Raw genomic sequence first — 21,453 nt, 5'->3', positions numbered from 1 at the left:
CCCCTCTCGTCCCTAAGGAACCCACCATGCGCAAGGCATCCATCCGCCGCACCTGCGCGGCCCTCGCCACCGTCACCTCGCTCGCCCTGGCCGCCACCGCCTGCGGTGGCACCACCAAGGAGGACGTGAAGAACGAGGGCGGCGGCGCGGCGGCCTCGGCCGGCAAGGCCGACCCGAACGCGGCCACCAAGAAGGGCCTGACCGTCGGCTTCCTGCCGAAGCAGGTCAACAACCCCTACTTCACCAGCGCCGACAAGGGCGGCGAGAAGGCCGTGAAGGAACTGGGCTCCACCTACAAGGAGGTCGGCCCGTCCAGCGCCACCGACACCGCCGGACAGGTCTCCTACGTCAACACCCTGACCCAGCAGCAGGTCGACGCCATGGCCGTGTCCGCGCAGGACCCCGGCGCCCTGTGCACGGCGCTCAAGCAGGCCATGAAGAACGACATCAAGGTCGTCACCTACGACTCCGACACCACCCCCGACTGCCGCAACGCCTTCGTCTCGCAGGCCAGCGGTGAGGACCTGGGCCGCACCGAGGTGCAGCTGCTCGCCGAGCAGATCGACTACAAGGGCGAGATCGCGATCCTGTCCGCCGCGCAGACCGCGACCAACCAGAACGCCTGGATCGAGTTCATGAAGGACGAACTCGAGAAGCCCGAGTACAAGGACATGAAGCTGGTCAAGGTCGCCTACGGCAACGACGACGCCCAGCAGTCCTTCCAGCAGACCCAGGGCCTGCTCCAGGAGTACCCGAACCTGAAGGGGATCATCTCCCCGACCACCGTCGGCATCAAGGCCGCCGCCCAGTACCTGTCCGGCTCCAAGTACAAGGGCAAGGTCAAGCTGACCGGCCTCGGCACCCCCAACGACATGCGCAAGTACGTCAAGAACGGCACCGTCGAGGCGTTCGAGCTGTGGGACCCGGCCAAGCTCGGCGAGCTGGCCGCCCGCACCGCGATCGCCCTGTCCTCCGGCCAGATCACCGGCAAGGAGGGCGAGACCTTCACGGCCGGCCCGATGGGCGAGTACACCATCGGCAAGGACGGCGTGATCAACCTCGGCAAGCCCACCGTCTTCAACGCCGAGAACATCGACCAGTTCGACTTCTGATCCCACCTCCCCCCACGAGGAGCGGTACCTCATGCAACGCGTCTGTTTCCTGCTCAAGGTCCGACAGGACCGGATCGCCGAGTACCGCGCACGCCATGCCGCCGTGTGGCCCGAGATGCGCGAGGCGCTCTCGGCCACCGGCTGGCACAACTACTCCCTCTTCCTGCGCGACGACGGCCTGCTCGTCGGCTACCTGGAGACCGAGGACTTCGAGGCCGCCAAGGCCGGCATGGAGGCCACCGACGTCAACGCCCGCTGGCAGGCCGAGATGGCGCCCTTCTTCGAGGCCCTCGACGGCTCCCGGCCCGACGAGGCGATGAAACCGCTGACCGAGGTCTTCCACCTCGCCTGACCCGGAGCCCGAGATGAGACGACGCACTCTGCTGACCGGAGCACTCCTCGGCACCCTCGCGGCACCCGCCCTCGCCACCGGCACCGCGCGGGCCGCCGCCCCCGGCCCGTCGGTCACCCGCACCGGCCGCACCACCCTCGACAGCCGGGCGATCGCCCACCGGTACGACACCCTCACCCCTGCACGTGGTCGACTTCCGTCCGCCTGCCCGACCGTGACCGCTCCGGGGGCGGCCGTACCGGTAATGTGATGGCCCGCCGCGCCGCCCCACCCGTCTATCAGGAGGTCCCTGCCCGATGGCCCAGTCGGTGGGTATCAAGGACGTCGCCCGCGTCGCCGGAGTCTCCGTCGGCACGGTCTCCAACGTGATCAACCGCCCGGACACGGTCGCCGCCGAGACCCGGGCACGGGTGCTGTCCGCCATAGACCGGCTCGGCTACGTCCGCAGCGAGTCGGCGCGGCAACTGCGCGCGGGCCGCAGCCGCATCATGGGGCTGCTCGTGCTGGACATGGGCAACCCCTTCTTCGTCGACGTCGCGCGCGGCGCCGAGCGCGCCGCCCGCGAGGCCGGGCTCGGCGTGATGGTCTGCAACAGCGCCCAGAACCCGGGCGAGGAGGCCGAGTACCTGTCCCTCTTCGCCGAACAGCGGGTGCGGGGCGTGCTGCTCACCCCGGCGGACGCCACCGGCCGCAACATCGAGGCGTTCCGCCGGCACGGCATCCCCTTCGTCCTGGTCGACCGGGTCGCCGAGGGCACCACCGAGTGCTCGGTCTCCGTGGACGACGTGGCCGGCGGCGCGCTGGCGGTGCGCCACCTCGTCGATGCCGGGCACCGCTCCATCGCCTACGTCTGCGGCCCGCCCGGACTGAACCAGGTCCGGGACCGCCGCACCGGCGCCCTCAACGCCCTCGCCGAGGCCGGGCTGGGACCGGACCGCCTGCGCGAGCTGCCCACCGAACGGCTCGACGTGGCCGCCGGCCGCGACGCGGGGGCCCGCCTGCTCGGCCTCGCCGACCGCCCCACCGCCGTGTTCTGCGCCAACGACCTGCTCGCCCTCGGCGTGCTCCAGGCGATGTACGCGGCCGGCGTCGGCGTCCCCGACGACCTGGCGATCGTCGGCTACGACGACATCGAGTTCGCCGCCGCCGCGGCGGTCCCCCTCACCTCGGTGCGGCAGCCCGCCGTCACCATGGGAGCCCTGGCGGCGGAACTGCTGCTGGAGGAGACCGAGAGCGAGAGCGCCGCCAAGCCGCACGAGCACCGGCGGGTCGTCCTGCGCCCGGAACTGGTGGTACGGCGGTCCAGCCTCGCGGCCCGCTGACCGGCGTTCAGCAAGATTTTCATGATCCCGGCCTCGTTGGCCGGACGAACATGTGCTGAACTGGGTCACGGTCCGACAATCCGTTCGTCCCAGGAGCCCCGTTGACCGTCAGCTACCGTCAGCCCGGACTGGTCCTCACCGACCGCCGGTTCACCGTGCCCCTCGACCACGACGACCCCTCGGGGGAGACGATCGAGCTGTACGCGCGCGAGGTCGTCGCCCGTGACAAGGCCGGCCAGGACCTGCCCTGGCTGCTCTACCTCCAGGGCGGCCCCGGCTTCGGGGCGAACCGTTTCCTCGGCAAGCAGGCCTGGCTCGGCCGGGCGGTCGAGGAGTACCGGGTCCTCCTGCTCGACCAGCGCGGCACCGGCGCCTCCACCCCGGCGAACCGGCAGACCCTCCCGCTGCGCGGCGGCCCGGCCGAACAGGCCGACTACCTGACCCGCTTCCGCGCCGACGCGATCGTGCGGGACTGCGAGGCCATCCGCCCCGAGGTGACCGGCGGCGCCCCCTGGACCGTGCTCGGCCAGAGCTTCGGCGGCTTCTGCACCGTCGCCTACCTGTCCCTCGCCCCCGAGGGCCTGGACACCGCGCTCGTCACCGGCGGACTGCCCTCCCTGCACGCCCACGCCGACGACGTCTACCGCGCCGCCTACCCGCGCATCGAACGCAAGGTCGCCGCGCACTACGCCCGCTACCCGCAGGACGTCGAACGCGCCCGCCGCATCGCCGACCACCTCCTCACCCACGACGTCGTCCTCCCCAACGGCTACCGGTTCACCGTCGAGGCGTTCCAGTCCCTCGGCATCCTGCTCGGCGGCAGCGAGGGCAGCCACCGGCTGCACTACCTCCTGGAGGACGCCTTCGTCCGCACCCCGGCGGGCCCAGCGCTCTCCGACGCCTTCCAGGAGGAGGCGCAGGGCCTGCTGTCGTACGCCGGCCACCCCCTGTACGCGCTCGTCCACGAGGCGATCTACGGCCAGGACGCCCGGCCCACCGACTGGTCCGCCGAACGCGTGCGCGCCGAGTTCCCGCGGTTCGACGCGGCCAAGACGCTCGCCGGCGACGAGCCGCTGCTGTTCACCGGCGAGAGCGTCCACCCGTGGATGTTCGACTGCGACCCCGCGCTGCGCCCGCTGCGCGAGACGGCCGCACTGCTCGCCGCCCGCACCGACTGGACGCCCCTGTACGACCCGGCACGCCTCGCCGCCAACGAGGTCCCGGTCGCGGCCGCCGTCTACCACGACGACATGTACGTCGACACGGCCCACTCCCTGGAGACGGCCCGCGCGATCCGCGGCCTGCGCACCTGGGTCACCGACGAGTTCGAGCACGACGGGGTGCGGGCCGGCGGCCCCCGTGTCCTGGACCGGCTGCTCGCCCTGGCCCGCGACGAGGCGTGAGCGCGGGCGCGCGCACCGCCCGGTGGGATGTCGGTGCCGGGGGTTAGTCTGCGGGCATGACCGAGCCGACGACCCGTCAACTCGACCCCATGCCCGGCGACTGGCAGCGCGCCCTGGCCGTGGTCGCCCATCCGGACGACCTCGAGTACGGATGCTCCGCGGCCGTCGCGTCCTGGACCGACGCCGGACGCGAGGTCGTCTACGTCCTCGCCACCCGTGGCGAGGCGGGCATCGACACCCTGGAGCCGGCGCGGTGCGGCCCGCTGCGGGAGCGGGAGCAGCGGGCGAGCGCGGCCGTGGTCGGCGTGTCGCGGGTCGACTTCCTCGACCACCGGGACGGAGTCGTCGAGTACGGCCCCGCGCTGCGCCGGGACATCGCCGCCGCCGTCCGCCGGTACCGGCCAGAACTGGTGATCACCCTCAACCACCGGGACAGCTGGGGCGGCACCTACTGGAACACCCCGGACCACGTGGCGGTGGGGCGGGCCACGCTCGACGCGGCCGGTGACGCCGGCAACCGGTGGATCTTCCCGGAACTGGCCGAGCAGGGCCTCGAACCGTGGGACGGGGTCCGCTGGGTGGCCGTCGCCGGCTCCAGCACCCCCACCCACGCCGTGGACGCGACGGACGGGCTGGAGCGCGCGGTGCGTTCCCTGCTCGAACACCGCGCGTACATCGAGGCGTTGACCGACGAGGACCCGGAGACCTACGCCCGCGGCTTCCTGACCCGGACCGCCGAGGAGACGGGACGACGGTTCGGCGGCCGGCCCGCGGTCGCCTTCGAGGTGTTCCCCCGGTGATGCCCGCGGACGACAGCGGGGAACTGCTGGCGCGACGCTTCGAGGAGCACCGCGGCCACCTCAGGGCGGTCGCCTACCGCATGCTCGGCTCACTGGCCGAGGCGGAGGACGCCGTCCAGGAGACCTGGCTGAGACTGGGCCGCACCGACACCGGCGCCGTCGACAACCTCGGCGGCTGGCTGACCACGGTGACCGGCCGGATCTGTCTCGACCTGCTGCGCTCGCGCACCGCGCGCCGGGAGCAGCCGATGGACGAGACCTTCGTACCGGACCCGGTGATCCGCCCCCTGACCCAGGCCGACCCCGAGCAGGAGGCGCTGCGCACCGACTCGGTGGGCGTGGCCCTGCTGGTGGTCATGGAGCGGCTGGAACCGGACGAGCGGCTGGCGTTCGTCCTGCACGACATGTTCGCCGTGCCGTTCGACGACATAGCCCCGGTCGTGGAGCGCAGCGCGGCCGCGACCCGGCAGCTCGCCAGCCGGGCCCGTCGCCGGGTGCGGGACGCGACCCCGCCGACCGAGCCCGACCCCGGACGGCAGAGGCAGGCCCTCGACGCCTTCATGGCCGCCGCGCGCGGCGGTGACTTCGAGGCGCTGGTCGCCGTGCTCCATCCCGACGTGGTGCTGCGGGCCGACGCGGGCGCCCTGGTCCGCGGCGCGGCGGTGTCCAAGACGCTGCGGGGTGCGCGGGCGGTGGCCGAGTCGGCGCTCATGTTCGCCCACTACACCGCGGTGGCCCGGGTGGTCCTGGTCAACGGCGAGCCGGGCCTGCTCAGCGTGGTGGACGGCACCATCCGGTCGGTCATGTCCGTCACCGTCACCGACGGCCGCATCACCGGCATGTACATCCTGGCCGACCCCGAGCGCCTCGCCCGTCTGGAGGCACCGGAGAACTGATCGCACCCGGCGCCGCCGCGCGGGTTCAGACGGGACCCGGTTCCGCCCGGACCCGCGCGGCGGTCCGGCGCTCCGGCCACAGCCGCAGGGCCTGTGGCATCAGCGTCAGCCGCTCGGTCACCCGCAGCCGGTAGTCGGCGTCGGGCCGCAGCTCGTAGCGGCGCAGCAGCAGCCCGAGCACCAGGGTCGCCTCGTGCAGCGCGAACTGCCGCCCGATGCAGGCCCGGGCCCCCGTCCCGAAGGGCTTGAAGGTGTGCGCCGGACGGGACCGGACCGCCCGCGCGTCGAAGCGGTCCGGGTCGAACCGCTCGGCGTCCGGGCCCCACACCTCGGGGTCCCGGTGCAGCATCGGCGTCAGTACCAGCGTCCAGGCACCGCGCCGCATGGGATGCTCCCCGGCCAGCACCGTGTCCTCGCGGGCCTCCCGGGCGAAGGCGGGCGCGGTCGGCCACAGCCGCAGCGACTCGTCGAGGACCCGGCGGACGTAACGGAGCCGGGCGACCTGCTCGTAACCGGGCGCCGCCGCGTCGCCCCACACGCGGTCCACCTCGGCGCGGGCCCGGGCGGCGACCTCGGGGTACCGGGCGAGGTAGTGCAGCGCGAAGGAGAGCGCGCCCGAGGTGGTCTCGTGTCCCGCCACCAGGAAGGTGATGACCTGGCGCCGCACGTTCTCGGGCGACAGCCGCTCGCCGGTCTCCGGGTGGGCGGTCTCCAGCATCCGGTCCAGCAGGTCCCCGTCCCCGCCGCCGTCGGCGCGCCGGATCCGCACCACCTCGTCGACGATGTGGTCGAGGCGGGCGATGTCGGCCGCGTTGCGGCGGCTCGCACGGCGCAGCAGCAGCGGGGTCAGGGGCGCGGGCACGCTGTTCAGCCGCTGGGCGTAGGTGAGGGTGCCGACCATCGCCGTGACGAACGGGTGCGGACGCGGCCGTTCGAAGGACCCGAAGTCGTGCCCGAACCCGGTGCGCGCGATCGTCTCCAGCGTCAGCTTGGTCATGTCCCCGGGCACGTCCACCGGGCGGCCCCCGGCCGCCGCGCGGTCCCAGTGCTCCGTCAGCCGCTCCGCCACGGCCAGCATCATCGCGTGGTAGCCGGCCATCGCCTCCCGGCTGAACCCGGGCGCCAGCACGTCGTGCGCCAGCTGCCAGTTCGGCTCGTGGTTGTAGGCGGTGAACAGCCCGTCCCCGGCGACCGGCCGCAGATTGGCCACGCCCAGCCCCACGTGCTTGGCGAACCGCGACTCGTCGGCCAGGTCCGCGACCAGCCGGGAGCCCCAGGTGAACACGAACTCCTTGCCGAACGCGTTGCGCCGGAAGATCGGCCCCAGCGTGCGGGCGTACTTCAGCGAGTCCTGCAGCGGCGTGCGCCTGCTCGCCCCGAGCACGTCGCCGAGCAGCGGCAGGCGGTACGGCGGGTGCGGGATGCGGTGCAGCGCGGGCCAGCCCAGCTCCGCGCTGCGAAATCCCTTCGGCAGTGCGGCCCTTGCCGTCGTCTCCGCCATGACGCGATCTCCTTCGACCCGGCGAGCGAGTGCGACGTGTTGTACGCGAGTTCAATAACGCGGCTCAGTCTGGTCCGGCTGTTGAACCGACGTCAAGTACAGTGCGGGGATGGCCGTGAACCAGGGCGGGCGCACGCGCCGCCGGCTCAGCACCGAGGAGCGCCGGGAGCAGCTTCTGTCGGTGGGCGCGCGGCTGTTCTCGGAGAGCCCCTACGACGAGGTGTGGATCGAGCAGGTCGCGGAGATCGCCGGGGTGTCGCGCGGGCTGCTGTACCACTACTTCCCGACCAAGCGGGACTTCTTCGCGGCCGTCGTGGAGCGCGAGAGCGGGCGGATGCTGCGCATGACGGCGGCGGTCCCCGGGGTCCCGGCGCGCGAACAGCTCACGGCGGGTCTCGACGCGTACCTGGAGTACGTGGAGGCCCACGCGCACGGGTACCGGGCCTTCCACCGGGCCGACGCGGCGGGGGACCAGGCGGTGCGCCGGGTCTACCGGCGGGCCCTGGCCGCGCAGGAACGGCAGATTTTGGCGGCGCTCGCCGCGGATCCCGAGTTCGGTCCGGTCTCCGGGACCCGGCCGGACACCCGCCTCGCCGTGCGCGGCTGGCTGGCGTTCACCACCGCGGTCTGTCTGGAGTGGCTGCGCGGCGCGGAGCTGACGCGCGAGCAGGTGCGCGACCTGTGCGCCCGCGCCCTGCTGGGCGTGCTCACGCCCTGAAAGGTCTCGTAAAGATCACGTCATCAGGTTGGCGCACACCCCGATCTTCGATAGGTTAGGCAAGGCTTACCTAAGAGGAGGTTCGGGATGGGTGACGACACGCACGGCTGGACGGCCACGCCCGGCGCGGCCGAGCGGGCCCGCTCGGTGCTCGCCACCGCGTGGTCCTGCGCGGTGACCGCGGAGGGCACCCGCGAGGAGCTCGTCGGCGCGCACGCGGTGACCGACGACGGACGGGTGCTGCTGCACGTGCCCGAGGACAGCGCCCTGCTCGCCGCCGCGATCTGCGCGCCCCGAGGTGAGCCGTCCGCCGTGCTGGAGTTCGCCGACGTCGCCCCCGTGCCGGTGCGCAACCGGATCCGTGCCCGGCTGTGGCTCGCCGGCTGGTTCTCCGTCCAGGACGGACACCTTCTTTTCCAGCCGACGCGCGTGGTGCTGCGGCAGCCGTCCGGCGCCGTGGTCGTCGACGTCGACGACTTCGCCGCCGCCGAGCCCGACCCGCTCGCGGGAGCCGAGGCCCGGCTGCTGACCCACCTCGCCGACTGCCACGCCGACGCGATCGAACGGCTGACCCGCCTGGTCGACACCGGCAGCCTGCACGGCGCGGTCCGCGTCCAGCCGCTCGCCGTCGACCGCCACGGGCTGACCCTGCGCATCGAACGCGTCCGCGCCGGCGGCGACGTACGGCTGCCGTTCCACGCGCCCGCCGACAGCGTCGGCCAGCTCACCGAACGCGTGCACGTGCTGCTCTCCCAGGCGGCCGCCGCGTCCTGCCCGCGGGCACTGCAGCGGCAGCGCGCGGACGGCGACCGGTGAGGCGAACGGCTCGCCCGCCTGCCGCAGTTCACTTCCGGATGCACCGCCGGATACGACGGATCGCCGACGCCGGTGAGCGTGCCGGTCCCGGTGATCCGCCCCGTCACGGGGTCGTACTCGGCCGGTCCCATGCCCTTGCCGCCGCCGTCGACCGAGGTGTACGCCTCCAGGAAGAGCGGGCGCGGACCGGAGGCCCGGCCGCTCTCGCGGTGCGGGCCCGTGCTCGTCCCGGCGGCCATCGGGGACGGCGGGCCGCCCGGTGACGGAGTGCCGTCGCACGCCGGGAGCGCGGCCCCGGCGGCCGGCCCCGTGACGGCCCCGACGAAACGGCGCCCGCTCCGGTCGGCCCTGCTCATCCACGCACCCCAGGTCGTCGCTCGTCCCCGTCGCCGCAGCCACCTCGGCGTCGCTCACCCACGGCGTGCAAGCGGTACCGCGTCGCCGCGCCGCCCGGCAGCCGCACCGGGTGCCCGGCGCCGCGTACGCCGGTGCCGCTCGTCCGCCCCTCCGGCGGGCCGTCTCACCGGGAACGTCCGGCGGCGGCACGACGCTTCCGGCGCAGCCGCTCCCACAGCCGGCCGATCCGCGGCATCCGTTCGCGCTGCTCCCGGGTGTGCAGGTCCAGTTCCTCCAGCAGCCGCCGCGAGCGGTGCTCGGTGTCCATCTCGTCCAGGATGCGGTTGACCTCGGTCAGCACCGCGCCCTGCAACTGCCACTCGCGGGCGTCCCGCTGCACGCCCTCCAGCAGCAGCTGCGCCAGCTTGTCGCGGGTGGTGGCGGCCTGCCGCAGCTGGGAGGAGAGACGTTCCTCCGCCGACTCGGCGCTCGTACTGACACTCGTGGTGACCAGTACCGCGAAGCTCACCACCGCGTCGGCGATCTCGGACAGCAGCTGTTCCAGCGTGGCGCCCGTCTCCGGCTCGAACAGCGGCTCCGACTTGCGCTCCTTGGCGAGGTCGGTCAGCGTGCGCGCCAGCACCCGCAGGACGACCGTGCAGATCTCCAGGGTGTCCAGGCCCGTGCGCAGCACCACCCGGTGCAGCAGGCCCTCCCGCACCCTCGGGTTGAGCCGCAGGCTGTCCTCCGCCTGCCGCAGGGCCGCGTCCACCTCGACGATGTCGTGGTCCAGGCGGCGGGCCTCGTGCAGCCGGGCCGCCGCGTGGTGCACGGGCGTCCGGACCGCGGCCTGTTCACCGACGCGCAGCATCAACTGCCGGACCCGGCGTGCCATTCCCTCGATCGACTCCCCGGCCTCCTCCACCCACACAGGCGGTGCCAGCAGCAGGTTGAAGCCGAGCCCGACGACCGCGCCGATCAGCGTCTCCAGGATCCGCGCCCAGGCCGTGTCCCCGACGGTGGTCACCCCGAGCACCAGCATGGCGCTGATCGCCACCTCCGGCACGAACTCGTGCACCCGGACGACATGCCCGACCACCAGTGACGCCAGGATCAGCAGCCCCAGGCTCCACCAGGTCAGGCCGACCAGCAGACTGAAGGCGATGGCGACGACGACGCCGGCCACCACCGAGTTCACCCGGCGCACACCGGTGGTGAGCGTGGAGTACAGGGTGACCTGGACGACGAGCAGCGCGGTCAGGGGCGCGGTGAGGGGGGCGGCCTCCGGACTGAGCCGCAACGCGATGACGTAGGCGACCGTCGCCGCGGCCGCCGACCGCACGGTCTGCACCGTCACCGGGTCCCGGCGTCGCTTGACGAACTGAAGGGCCGGCGCCGTCCACTCACGTACCACTCGCATCCTCCGACGGTTCCCCTTCCCCCGGCGCATCGAACGTTTCTCGGAGCGACGGTAGTCGGCCGGTGGGCAAATGGGGGCATATCTCGTCGCGGGTGCCGGGGTCCTGCTGGTCCGGGGCCGGTCCGGAGTGTGGCCGGGGGCGGGGCTAGAGCTTGTCGAGGAAGGCGAACAGGTTGCGCCGCATGCGGGCGATCTGCTCGTCCAGCGTGAGGCTCTCCTCGAAGCGGGCCCCGCTCTCCGGCACCTTCATGCCGCGCAGGTACAGGGAACAGGCCAGGTCGGTGCACATGTAGGCACCCACCGAGTTGCCCTCCCGCCCGGCCGGGCCCGCCTTGCGCGCGGTCATCAACGAGACGCCGCCACGCGGATGGGTCGTCAGGCACAGGGAGCACATGCTGCGGTGCAGGAACCCGCGCCGGGCCGGCTGGAAGCGCAGGGCCACCCCGACGAGCCGGTCCTGCCGCTCGGTGACCAGATGGCTGCGGTCGGGCGCCCCCGGATCGCGCCAGCCCAGGAAGTCGAGGTCGTCCCACGGCTGTTCACCCAGGTCACGGGGGATGGCCAGCCGCTTGGCCTCACCCTTCGAGCAGTTGATGAACGACGTGCGGATGTCCTGCTCGGTGAGTGCTCTCATGGGGGTGTCTCCTGGGCGTGCTGTCGAAACCTAGGGGGTCTAGGTTTCAGGGTCAGGGTAGGGAGGCGCGGGCCGGGCGAGCCAGTGGTTTTTCCCGGGACCGCGCCCCCGTCCGTTCCCTAGGCTGTACCGGCCGCGGTCGTCGAGAGAGAGGCGGACACGATGGGGGACTCCTGGGAGCGGGCCCGGCGCGTGCTGGCGGGGGCGGGGCTGTCGCCCGGCTCCCTGGCCCGGGTGCGTCCGCTGGGCGGAGGCACGTACAACACCGTGGAGGAGATCCTCCTCACCGACGGGCACCGCTACGTGCTCAAGATCCCGCCCGCGCCCGCCACCCCCGGCCTGCGGCACGAGCGCCGGCTGCTGGTCGCCGAGGCCGAGTTCTGCGTGCGCGCCGCCGAGGCCCGGGTGCCGGCGCCGCGTGCCGTGTCGGCCGGCGGGGACACCGCCCTGCCGTACCTGCTGATGACCGCCCGCCCCGGCTCGCCCTGGACGCAGGCGGCACCGGCCGGCGAGGAGCGGACGGAGCTGCGGACCGAGCTGGGCCGCCAGGTGGCCCGGCTGCACCGGGTGACCGGACCCGGGTTCGGCTACCCGTCCGGCGCCCTCGGCCCGCTCGCCCCCGACTGGCGCACGGCGTTCACCGCGATGACCGACGCCGTGCTCGCCGACGCCCGCCACTACGGGGCACGGCTGCCCCGCCCCGTGGACGAGGTGGCCGGCGTGCTCGCCACCGCCGCCCCGGCACTCGACGAGGTCACCGTCCCGGCCCTGGTCCACTTCGACCTGTGGCCGGGCAACATCCTGGTGGAGCGCCCGGCGCGGGGGCCCGCCCGGATCGGCGGGCTCATCGACGGGGAGCGCATGCTCTGGGGCGACCCGCTCGCCGACTTCGTCTCCCTGGCCCTGCTCGGCGACATCAGGGAGGACGAGGCGTTCCTCGCCGGATACGAGGAGGCCGGGGGCCGCGCCGTGTTCGACCGGGCGGCCCGTCTCCGCCTCGCCCTCTACCGCGCCTACCTCTACCTGATCATGCTCACCGAGACCGTCCCGCGGGCGTCCGGGGCCGATCACGACCGCTGGCTCCAGGAGGCGGTCGCACCGGAACTGGGGGCCGCCCTGGACGAGATCACCGCGCTCCGCTGATCACCCTCGCCGGGCCCTGTTAGTTCACAACATGAAATAAGGGTGCGAGAAAGTCGCGCCGATCCGGGCCCCGACGGTATGTTGCAGGTCGGGCACGGGAGCGGAGGGAGCCACATGGCGGGGCGGAACGGGCGCACGGTACGCGACCTCAGGCGGGCCAACCGCACGGCCGTGCTGCAACGGCTGTACTTCGACGGCCCGCTCAGCCGCTTCGAGCTCGGCCCCGCAACCGGGCTCAGCTCGGGCTCCGTGAGCAACGTCGTCGCCGACCTGGTCGCCGACGGCCTGGTGGAGGAGGCCGGCAGCGTCGACTCCGACGGCGGCCGCCCGCGCACCCTGCTGCGGGTGGCGCCGGTCAGCGGCCACATGATCGGCGTCGACGTCGGCGAGACCCGGGTGCGCGTCGAACTGTTCGACCTGACCCTCACCGAGCTCGCCCGCGCGGAACTGCCCCTGGAGCAGCAGCGCTACGAGGTCGAGGTCATCGTCGACCACATCCGCTCCGGCATCGACGAGGTGCTCGCCACCGCCGGCCTCGACCCCGCGCGGCTCCTCGGCGTCGGCATCGGCGTCCCCGGCATCGTCGAGCGCACCCCCGACCGGGGCGCGGTGGTGCACGGGCAGACCATCGGCTGGAACGCGATCCCGCTGGAGTCCCTGCTGCGCACCGGCTCCCCCCTGCCCGACGCGGTGCCCTACTTCATCGACAACGGCGCCAAGACCCTCGGGCAGGCCGAGATGTGGTTCGGCGCCGGACGCGGCGCGCGCAACGCCCTCGTGGTGCTCTTCGGCTCGGGCGTCGGCGCCTGCCTGGTCACGCCCGAGGCCGAACACGGCCGGGCGGTCGAATGGGGACACCTGACGGTACGGGTGCGGGGACGCCGCTGCCGCTGCGGCGCCCTCGGCTGCCTGGAGGCCTACGCGGGCGCCGAGTCACTGCTGGCCCGGTGGCGCGAGGAGGGCGGCCGGGTGCCCGGGGGCACCGACGAGGAGACGGCGCTGACGACGATGCTCGCCGCCGCCTACCCGGCCGACGGCACACCCGCCGACCCGGTCGCGCTCGCGGTGCTGGAGGAGACCGCCGAGTACCTCGGCGCCGGTCTCTCCGACCTGATCAACCTCTTCCAGCCGGAGCGCATCCTGATGGGCGGCTGGGCGGGCCTCCAGCTCGGCTCCCGCTTCCTGCCCGCCGTGCGCAAGCACGCCCTGTCGTACGCGCTGCGCCATCCGGCCGAGAAGGTGACGATCGAACTGGGCCGCCTGGGACCCGACGCCGTCACCGTCGGCGCCGCGATCCTGCCGCTCGCCGACTTCTTCTCCCGGGGCGGCCGGCGCCCCGACCCGGACCCGCAGGCACCACCGCCCGCCTGGCACACGGCGCTCCAGGACCGCGCCCCGCGCTGACACCGTTCCCGGCGCGCGAGCCGTCCTTGCCTCCGCGTCACGCGGAGGATTCGTCCGGCACCGGCTGCTCGGGGTTGCCGGACGCCGAGTGCGGGGCACCCTGCCGGCCGGTGCCGGCCTCGTCCGTGTCGGGGACGTCGGGCTCGCTCCCGCCCGATTCCGGCTGCTCCCGCGCCCCGCCCTGCTCGGGCGACTCCTCCGGCTCGCGGGACTCGCTCTCCCGCTCCGCGGCGGCGGGCGCGACCTCCCAGGGGTCCTCGCCCGCCCCGGCCTGCTGGTCGGGCAGGTCGCGGGGGACGCCGACGCCGTTCTCACCGGGTCCTTCGAGGCGGTGGTCGGTCACGGCGCTCTCCCTTCGTTCGTACCTGGGCCCTCGCGGGTACCTCCCACCGGGCCGGGGAAACCCGCCGCTCAGCCCACCTTGCGTCCGCGCAGCGGTTCCGTGCGTTCCCCCGCCCCCTCCCGCATGCCCTCCAGGAACTCCTCCACCACCTGAGTCGCCATGCGCACCGGCCGCCAGCCCAGCTCCACCCGGGCACGCGTGCAGTCCATCAGCGGCAGCCTCAGCACCGCGTCGAACAGGTGCGGGGAGGCGGGCAGCAGACGCAGCCCCCAGGCGGCGGCGACCGCCGAGCGGGCCGCGGTGCGGGGCAGCCGCACCCGGCGGGTTCCGAGCATCTCGCCGAGCAGCTCCGCGTCGACGGCCGGCTCGGTGGCGAGGTTGAAGGCACCGCGCGCGTCGGGGGACAGCACGGCCAGCCGGTAGGCGTGGGCGGCGTCGTCGGTGTGCAGCACCTGCGCCCGCAGCCCCGGGATGTCGGGGAGGAAGGGCAGCAGGCCGGGCCGCGCCAGCGGACCGGGCAGGAAGCGGCCGCCGAAGATGCGGCGCTGCTCGCTCGCCGACTCCCGCTTGAACAGGAACGCGGGCCGCATCCGCACCACCCGCGTCTCCGGGTTGTCCCGCTCGAACGTGTCCAGCGCCCGTTCGAGGTAGGCCTTCTCCCGGCAGTACGCGGCGTCCGGCCAGCCGTGCGTCGGCCACGACTCGGTCACCGACCGGTCCTTCGGGCCCGGCGAGTACGCCCCGACCGACGAGGCGTGCACCAGCGCCGGCACCCGCGCCTCGGCCACCGCGTCGAACACCCGCATGCTGCCGAGCACATTGGTGCGCCAGGTGGTCGCCGGGTCGTGCGTCGGCTGGAACGCCCAGGCCAGATGGACGACCGCGTCCGCGCCGGCGAACTCCTCGACCAGATCGGCCCGGTCCGAGGCCAGGTCGACGGCCGACCACTCGGTCTTCGGCGGCGACCACTCGGGGATCCGCCGGGCCAGACCCCGTACGGAGGCGACCTCCGTCTCCTCCGAGAGGACCCGCACCACGCTGGTCCCGACATTGCCGGTGGCGCCCGTGACGACGACCCTCATGCCCGTTCCGCTGTTCACCTTCCGCTCCTCTCGGCCGCATGCTCCGCGGAGCCGACCGAGTACCCCGGGATCCGCGGACCGACCGCGTGCGTAGGGGAGGGGGAGCGGGGGCCGGTCCGGGGGCGGTGCGGACACACCGTGCGGCGGCATGGGGAAGCCCCGACCGCGACGGGGGAATCACGGCCGGGGCGGCCAAGTGGTGGGCACGGATGGCGGTCGCCTCTCGGCGAAAGGCTCCACAGGGCTTCAGCCGAACGATCGTCCCTGTGGGCGAATGGTGAGGCCCGGGGACACTGTCCCATCCGCACCCACGGTCTGTTCAACGGGCGACCGGCTCCTCCTGTTCCGCGCCGGCCGTGGCGTGGAGGTGATGTGTGTCACCGGCACCTGCCCGCCGCTGTCCCGGTGGCCGTCACCGCCCTTGCGCGCCGGGGTCGAGGTCGGCCCAGAGGTTCTCGGCCTGGAGCAGCAGGGTGCCCAGGACCGCCGTCCGCGCGGCACCCTGCCCGGCGTGCTCCCGCAAGCCCTCCTGGAGCCTCGCGTGCAGGTCACGCATCACCGCGTCGGTCCGCTCGTCCAGGAGGGGATCCGTCCGCGCACCGGCGTCCAGCAGCCGGTCGGCCTCCGCACGGCAACTGTCACCGATCAGCTCCAGCAGTTCCGCGTAGCAGCGCAGGACCTCGGCGTCCGGTGCGGCGGGCGTGCGGTCCTCGTCGGCGGCCACCGCCAGCGTGCGGGTCAGCGCCGTGACGTGTCCGGTGACGCGGCCGAAGCGGTCGTCCTCCTCCTCCGGTGGTACGGCCTTCGTCGGGAGCCGGTGCAGGGCGCGCAGGGCGCCCGAGGTCAGCCGCAGGCTCTCCCTGCTCCAGCCCCGGGCCGAGCGCAGGGCGTCCACGCGGTTGCGCAGCCGGGCCGACGCGTCGAGCCAGCGGGCGGCGGTCTGCGCGTCCCACTCGCCCTCGCGCAGGTCCCCGGCGACGGCGTGCAGCACGTCGCCCGCCTCCCGGGCGAGCGCCGCCAGGTTCTCCCGTACGTCCCGCAGGTGGATGGGGGGCAGCACGAGCGCGTTCACGGCGACGCCGATGACCGCGCCGAGCGCCGCCTGCCCCAGCCGGTGTCCGACGGCGACCGCGCTCACCGTTCCCGAGGCGATGGTGAACACCGCCGTGGTGGCGGCGAAGATGCCCTGGTCACCGAAGCGGGGCCAGTTCGACAGCAGGACCAGCACCGGTACGGACAGCGCGAGGGCGCCCGTCGTGTCGCCGGTGACCGCCTGCGCCCCCGACGCCACCAGGGCCCCGACGCAGATGGCGGTGAACTGCCGTGCCGCCTGGAGCAGCGAGCTGTAGACGGTGGCCTGTACCAGGACCAGCGCCACCCAGGGCGCCATCAGGGCCATCGGGTCGTCGAGCCAGACCCGCGCCACCAGCCAGGCCAGCAGTGCCGCCGCGGCCGCCTTCAGCGACTGGACCAGCAGATCCCGTTCCCGTCCCGGCCCGCGCCACGCGGCCCGTGCCGCCCGGCCGCAGGACCGCGCGTCCCGTCGCACGGCGTCCGCCAGCCGCGCGGGCGAGGCCACTCGCCCGACGGTGCCCCGCTGCCCCAGTTCTTCCCTCGCACGTGTCATGCGCTGCGGGTATCCCGGCCGTACGGGATCTCATGCCACCGGGTCTCATCCTGTCCCGTCCGGGGCGACCGGCTCTTCCGCGCTCCGGCCATCGTCCTCGCGCACTGACCGCTTCAACTGGGCTGCCCGCCAACGGACTTCGAGCCACCGCACCCCATGCGCCGGACGGGAGGCGCCGGGCCCTGAGGTGCCGGAGGGCAAGCGCAGCGTCTCAAGCACCGGACACCGAGCACCGGACACCAAGCATCGGACACCGGGCACCGAACTCCGCGCACCGGACACCAAGCGCCGGCCCTCACGAGCCGGCCGGCAAGCACCGGCCCTTGAGCCCCGGCCCTCAAGCACCGGCCCCCAACCCCCAGCCCCCAACCTCCAACCCCCGGCCCCCAGCTCCCAGCCCTCAAGCCCACCCCCTCACGCCAGCGGACCGTCCGCCAGCGTCGCCAGCAGGTGGGCCGGGTCGTCGTAGACCGCGTCCGCGCCGGCCTCCTCCAGGTCGGTGCGCGGGATGCCCCCGCACAACACGCCCACGCAGCGCACGCCGGCGCGGCTGCCCGCCCGCATGTCCCACACCGTGTCCCCGACGAACACCGCCCGCTCGGCCGGGACCCCGGCCAGCTCCAGGGCGTGCTCGACGGGCTCAGGGGAGGGCTTGCCCTCCTCGACGTCGTCGGCGCTCGCCGTCGCGCCGATGGCCTCGTCCGCGTCGATCGCGCGGCGCAGCGCGCTCAGTTCGGCGCCGCCGGCCGAGGTGGCGAGCACCACGGCCCAGCCGTCCCGGTGCAATCGTTTCAGCAGCCGGCCGGCGTCCGGGAGCGCGGGCAGCCGGTCGAAGAACTGACCGTACAACGCCTTGTGCGCGGCGCTCAGTTCGGCGTCGCGGGCGGGGTCGCGGTCCGCGCCGAGCAGATGGGCGACCAGGTCGGTGGAGGGCAGGCCCACGGCCCGGTGGACGGCGTGCATCGGCACCCGGTGGCCGGCCTGCCGCAACGCCTCCCACCAAGCCGTCACGTGCAGATGGTTGGTGTCGACGAGAGTGCCGTCGACGTCGAACACGGCCGCCCGTTCCATAGGTGGTCCCTCCGTTTCCTCGCGTCCGGTACGGGTACCACCCCGGCCGTCCGTCACTCCGGACGGCCCCTCGCGGAAAACAGCTGGTGTCCAACACCTTGACCTGCCCGAGCCGCGCGGTTTAGCGTTCCCGCGCTTGGCAGCGATTGAAACGATTCAATCCTCTGAACTTCCCTGAGGTGCACTCATGTACGAAACCGTCTCGCAGCGTGGCGGGATGTCCAGGCGCACGGTCCTGGCCGCGGCAGTGACCGTGGGAGCCGCGGCCGCCCTCGGAGCGGCCGCGCCCGGCGCCGTCGCACGTCCCGGCGCCGGCGGCGCCAAGCCCACCGCCGACTGGTTCGCCGCCCCCGGCCGGTCGGTGCGCCCGAAGTTCCGGTGGTGGTGGCCGGACGGTCTGGTGGACACCGACGAGATAGCCCGCGAGATCGACCAGATCGCGGACGCGGGCTTCGGCGGCGTCGAGATCGCCGCCGTCCACCACAGCATCAAGGACAAGTCGCTGCTGGACACCGCCCGGCACGGCTGGGGCAGCGGACCCTGGCGCGACGGCGTCGAGGCGGCGCTGCGCCGGGCCGCGAGACGCGGCCTGAGCGTGGACATCACCCTCGGCCCGAGCTGGCCCGTGGCTGTGCCCGGTGTCACCCCCGACGACGGGGCCGCGGCCAAGGAACTCGTCCACGGACGCGTCGCGCTGGCCGGCGGCGCCACCTACAGCGGACCGGTCCCCCCGCCCGTGCACGAGGCCGCCCCCGGTGTCACCCGTGCGCGTCTCGTCGCCGTCCAGGCGGCCCGCGTCGCCACGGCCAACTCCACGCGCAAGGAGACCGGGCTCGACCCGGACAGCGTCCGCGACCTCACCGCCGCCGTCACCGGTTCCACCCTGACCTGGACGGCGCCCGCCGAGGGCGAATGGGTGCTGCTCTCCTACTGGCAGCGGGGTTCCGGACAGCAGCCGGAATCCGGACCGCACTCCGCCCCGGCGGCCTACGTGGTCGACCACCTCAGCCGGGCCGGCACCACCGCCGTCACCGACTACTGGGAGAGCCGGATCCTGACCGACTCCCTGCGGCGCCTGCTGGAAGTGGCGGGCGGCGCCTTCTTCGAGGACTCCGTGGAACTGGAGACCGAGGGGCTGGTCTGGACGGAGCGGCTGCCGGAGGAGTTCGAGAAGCGCACGGGCCGTCCCCTGCTGCCCCACCTGCCGGCCCTGATCCTGGACGACAGCAACCAGGTGTTCGCCTTCGAGGCCCAGCTCACCCGGCAGATCAGACACGACTTCTGGGCCACCGTGTCCGACCTGTTCAACCGTCACCACACCCGCGCCCTCCGGGACTGGGCACACACCCTGGACATGACCCTGCGCGCCCAGCCCTACGGCCTGCAGACGGACGCCATCGAGTCCGCCGCGATCCTCGACATCGCCGAGGGCGAGTCCCTCGGCTTCAAGAACCTGGACGACTACCGCTGCCTGGCCGGCGGCCGGGACATGGCCGGACACACGGTGCTGTCCTGCGAGTCGGGCGCCTACAACGGCTCGGCCTACAGCACGACCTGGGACCGCGTACTGCGCACCATGGGAGGCGCCTACGCGGCGGGCGTCAACCAGACCGTCCTGCACGGGTTCTCCTACGCGAAGGCCCCCGAGGCGCAGTGGCCCGGCTTCGCCGCCTTCAGCCCCTACAACGGCAGCCCCGGCTACGGCGAGTCGTGGGGGCCCCGGCAGCCGACCTGGCGGCACGCCGAGGACATCTCCGGCTACCTCGGCCGGGTGCACCAGGTCCTCCAGGCCGGCACGGTCCGCGCCGACGTCGCGGTCTTCCGGCAGACCGGCTACACCGCCACCGGCATCGGCGCGTCCTGGTTCACCTCGACCGGCGTCCCGCTCGGCTGGACCCACCAGTTCATCAGCGGCCCCCTCCTCGACCTGCCGAACGCCAGGGTGGCCGGCGGCCGGCTGGCCCCCGACGGCCCCGCCTACAAGGCGCTGTTCGTCGAGGGCGACTTCTTCCACGGCTCCACCCCGACCCTCGCCCTGGCCGACGCGCGCAAGCTGCTGCGCTTCGCCGAGGACGGGCTGCCCACGGTGCTCCTCGGATCCTTCGACCAGGCGCTCACACCGGGCGTGCCGGCGCCGGGCGAGACCGGGTCGCTGCGCGAGGTCCTGGCCCGCCTGCTCGCCCTGCCCAACGTCGTCCGGGTCACCGAGAAGACGGCGGTCGGCGAGGCGCTGACGGCCCTCGGCGTCACCCCCGACGTCCGCCACGCCTCCGCCTCCACGCTCCTCAACGCGCACCGCGTGACACGGGAGGCGGACTTCTACTACCTCTGCAACGGCAAGCACGCCGAGACCGTCAAGCCGCCCGTGGCCGCGATCGACCACGACGTCACCCTGCGCTGCACCCGTGGACGCGCGTTCGTGCCGTACCTGCTGGACCCCTGGACCGGCAGGGCCGAGCGGGTCGGGGCGTACACGCGGGAGGGCGACGAGGTCACGCTGCGCGTCGCGCTGCGGCCGGGCCAGACGACCATCGTCGCGCTGGGCCGTCCGGGCCTCTTCGGCAACGGCCACGGCGACCGTCCGCACGCCGTCGCCACGGACGCCGACGAGGTGCTGTTCACCCGTGACGGGCTCACCGTACGGGCCGGCGCGGCGGGCACGTACCGGACCCGCCTCTCGCGGGGCCGTACGGTCACCACCGTGCTGCCGTCCGTACCCGCCCCGATCGAACCGGAGCGGTGGCACCTCGAGGTGGAGGACTGGTTCCCGGGCCCGGACGTGACCCGGACCGAGACCGTGCGCCGGACCCTGGAGCTGGACGCGCTGCTGCCCTGGTCGCGCATCCCCGAGCTGGCGGACTCGGCCGGTGTCGGCCGGTACCGCACCACCGTCGTGCTCCCGGACGACTGGACCCCCTCGCACGGCGCCCACCTGGACCTGGGGCAGGTCAGCGACACCTTCCGGGTCACGGTCAACGGCGAGGACCCGGGCCCGGCGGACCGCATGTGCCCGGTGATCGACGTGGGCCCGCTGCTGCGGCGGGGCGAGAACACCGTCGAGATCGAGGTGGCCACCCCCCTCGTGAACCGCCTCAGGACGACCCGTCCGCAGGTCTTCGGCAACCTCGCCCGCCAGGACCACGGACTCGTGGGTCCGGTCCGGCTGGTGCCGTACGCCCAGGCCGCCCTCTGATTGAACGTTTCAACGCCCCTTGATCCCGCCGGATTTCTCCGGCGGTCGTGAGACAGCCGCCGCGCGGACGGTGTACCGGCCCGTCCGCGCGGTGGCATGCCCGCGTGCAGGTGAGCGGTGCACGTCACGGGGCTGATCGTCGCCCTGTTCGCATCCTGTGAGAAGTCTTGACGCTCGCTACGGCGGCGCTTAGCGTCTGCGCCGAGTCGAGTAAAACGATTCAATTCCCGTTGGTCTCCCCGTTCCTGACCCACCCTCCGCCGTTGCCAGTGAAGGGAGC

The 21,453-nt window shown here is 73.6% G+C and carries 19 protein-coding genes; 12 read left to right on the top strand and 7 right to left on the bottom strand.

The genetic code is table 11. From position 1 onward, the window contains the following. Nucleotides 1-26 precede the first annotated feature (26 nt). The 7 genes from rhaS (at nucleotide 27) to sigJ (ending at nucleotide 5,885) form a co-directional block, all read left to right on the top strand. Nucleotides 27-1,112, top strand: coding sequence for a rhamnose ABC transporter substrate-binding protein (gene rhaS, locus FHX78_RS01980; protein WP_145865733.1), 1,086 nt, complete (start codon nucleotides 27-29; stop codon nucleotides 1,110-1,112). A 31-nt stretch (nucleotides 1,113-1,143) separates the two neighbouring features. Then, entirely contained in the window at nucleotides 1,144-1,464 is a 321-nt protein-coding gene (locus FHX78_RS01975) for an L-rhamnose mutarotase (RefSeq protein ID WP_145865732.1), read from the top strand. Nucleotides 1,465-1,477: 13 nt separating this feature from the next. Beyond that, nucleotides 1,478-1,714: a hypothetical protein gene (locus tag FHX78_RS01970; RefSeq protein ID WP_145865731.1), complete on the top strand. Its 237-nt coding sequence runs from the start codon at nucleotides 1,478-1,480 to the stop codon at nucleotides 1,712-1,714. Between the two features lie 46 nt (nucleotides 1,715-1,760). Continuing rightward, entirely contained in the window at nucleotides 1,761-2,786 is a 1,026-nt protein-coding gene (locus FHX78_RS01965; protein ID WP_145865730.1) for a LacI family DNA-binding transcriptional regulator, read from the top strand. 101 nt (nucleotides 2,787-2,887) lie between these two features. Beyond that, nucleotides 2,888-4,189, top strand: a complete 1,302-nt coding sequence (locus FHX78_RS01960) for an alpha/beta fold hydrolase (RefSeq protein WP_145865729.1) — start codon at nucleotides 2,888-2,890, stop codon at nucleotides 4,187-4,189. 56 nt (nucleotides 4,190-4,245) lie between these two features. Beyond that, nucleotides 4,246-4,989: a PIG-L deacetylase family protein gene (locus FHX78_RS01955; protein ID WP_145865728.1), complete on the top strand. Its 744-nt coding sequence runs from the start codon at nucleotides 4,246-4,248 to the stop codon at nucleotides 4,987-4,989. Next, entirely contained in the window at nucleotides 4,989-5,885 is an 897-nt protein-coding gene (gene sigJ, locus FHX78_RS01950; protein WP_145865727.1) for an RNA polymerase sigma factor SigJ, read from the top strand. The genes FHX78_RS01955 and sigJ overlap by 1 nt, the downstream gene beginning before the upstream one ends. Before the next feature lie 25 nt (nucleotides 5,886-5,910). Here the strand turns inward: sigJ and FHX78_RS01945 are convergent, their stop codons facing one another. Then, nucleotides 5,911-7,386: a cytochrome P450 gene (locus FHX78_RS01945; RefSeq protein WP_145865726.1), complete on the bottom strand. Its 1,476-nt coding sequence runs from the start codon at nucleotides 7,384-7,386 to the stop codon at nucleotides 5,911-5,913. A 109-nt stretch (nucleotides 7,387-7,495) separates the two neighbouring features. Between FHX78_RS01945 and FHX78_RS01940 the strand changes: the two genes are divergently transcribed. Together FHX78_RS01940 and FHX78_RS01935 are read left to right on the top strand one after the other, a co-directional pair. Beyond that, nucleotides 7,496-8,104: a TetR/AcrR family transcriptional regulator gene (locus FHX78_RS01940; RefSeq protein ID WP_145865725.1), complete on the top strand. Its 609-nt coding sequence runs from the start codon at nucleotides 7,496-7,498 to the stop codon at nucleotides 8,102-8,104. A gap of 87 nt (nucleotides 8,105-8,191) precedes the next feature. Then, on the top strand, nucleotides 8,192-8,920 hold the full coding sequence (locus tag FHX78_RS01935; RefSeq protein ID WP_145865724.1) for a DUF2470 domain-containing protein: 729 nt from the start codon (nucleotides 8,192-8,194) through the stop codon (nucleotides 8,918-8,920). A gap of 520 nt (nucleotides 8,921-9,440) precedes the next feature. On the opposite strand, the gene FHX78_RS01925 is transcribed toward FHX78_RS01935, so the two are convergent. Next, the gene (locus FHX78_RS01925) at nucleotides 9,441-10,676 is read right to left on the bottom strand and encodes an FUSC family protein (protein ID WP_145865723.1); all 1,236 of its coding nucleotides are present in this window, start codon (nucleotides 10,674-10,676) and stop codon (nucleotides 9,441-9,443) included. 145 nt (nucleotides 10,677-10,821) lie between these two features. Next, nucleotides 10,822-11,310 (bottom strand): FBP domain-containing protein, encoded by a 489-nt coding sequence (locus FHX78_RS01920; protein WP_145865722.1) that lies wholly within the window; start codon nucleotides 11,308-11,310, stop codon nucleotides 10,822-10,824. A gap of 162 nt (nucleotides 11,311-11,472) precedes the next feature. Between FHX78_RS01920 and FHX78_RS01915 the strand changes: the two genes are divergently transcribed. Then, nucleotides 11,473-12,453 carry a phosphotransferase family protein gene (locus FHX78_RS01915; protein WP_145865721.1) on the top strand — a complete coding sequence of 327 codons (981 nt, stop codon included), beginning with the start codon at nucleotides 11,473-11,475 and terminating at the stop codon, nucleotides 12,451-12,453. Nucleotides 12,454-12,567: 114 nt separating this feature from the next. Further along, nucleotides 12,568-13,857 (top strand): ROK family transcriptional regulator, encoded by a 1,290-nt coding sequence (locus tag FHX78_RS01910; protein ID WP_145865720.1) that lies wholly within the window; start codon nucleotides 12,568-12,570, stop codon nucleotides 13,855-13,857. A gap of 37 nt (nucleotides 13,858-13,894) precedes the next feature. On the opposite strand, the gene FHX78_RS01905 is transcribed toward FHX78_RS01910, so the two are convergent. The 4 genes from FHX78_RS01905 to FHX78_RS01890 all read right to left on the bottom strand — a co-directional run bounded on the left by FHX78_RS01905 (nucleotide 13,895) and on the right by FHX78_RS01890 (nucleotide 17,980). After that, the gene (locus tag FHX78_RS01905; RefSeq protein WP_145865719.1) at nucleotides 13,895-14,200 is read right to left on the bottom strand and encodes a hypothetical protein; all 306 of its coding nucleotides are present in this window, start codon (nucleotides 14,198-14,200) and stop codon (nucleotides 13,895-13,897) included. Between the two features lie 68 nt (nucleotides 14,201-14,268). After that, entirely contained in the window at nucleotides 14,269-15,300 is a 1,032-nt protein-coding gene (locus FHX78_RS01900) for an SDR family oxidoreductase (RefSeq protein WP_145865718.1), read from the bottom strand. 394 nt (nucleotides 15,301-15,694) lie between these two features. Beyond that, nucleotides 15,695-16,909, bottom strand: coding sequence for an FUSC family protein (locus tag FHX78_RS01895; RefSeq protein ID WP_145865717.1), 1,215 nt, complete (start codon nucleotides 16,907-16,909; stop codon nucleotides 15,695-15,697). Nucleotides 16,910-17,323: 414 nt separating this feature from the next. Continuing rightward, entirely contained in the window at nucleotides 17,324-17,980 is a 657-nt protein-coding gene (locus FHX78_RS01890; protein WP_145865716.1) for an HAD family hydrolase, read from the bottom strand. A 187-nt stretch (nucleotides 17,981-18,167) separates the two neighbouring features. Here FHX78_RS01890 and FHX78_RS01885 point away from each other — a divergent pair, with 187 nt between their 5' ends. Further along, on the top strand, nucleotides 18,168-21,173 hold the full coding sequence (locus tag FHX78_RS01885; protein WP_145865715.1) for a glycosyl hydrolase: 3,006 nt from the start codon (nucleotides 18,168-18,170) through the stop codon (nucleotides 21,171-21,173). Nucleotides 21,174-21,453: the final 280 nt, after the last annotated feature.

Source organism: Streptomyces capillispiralis (assembly GCF_007829875.1).
GTDB classification, from domain to species: Bacteria; Actinomycetota; Actinomycetes; order Streptomycetales; family Streptomycetaceae; genus Streptomyces; species Streptomyces capillispiralis.
Note: the sequence above shows the minus strand (reverse complement) of the source record. Positions and strands in the feature narration are given on the sequence as shown.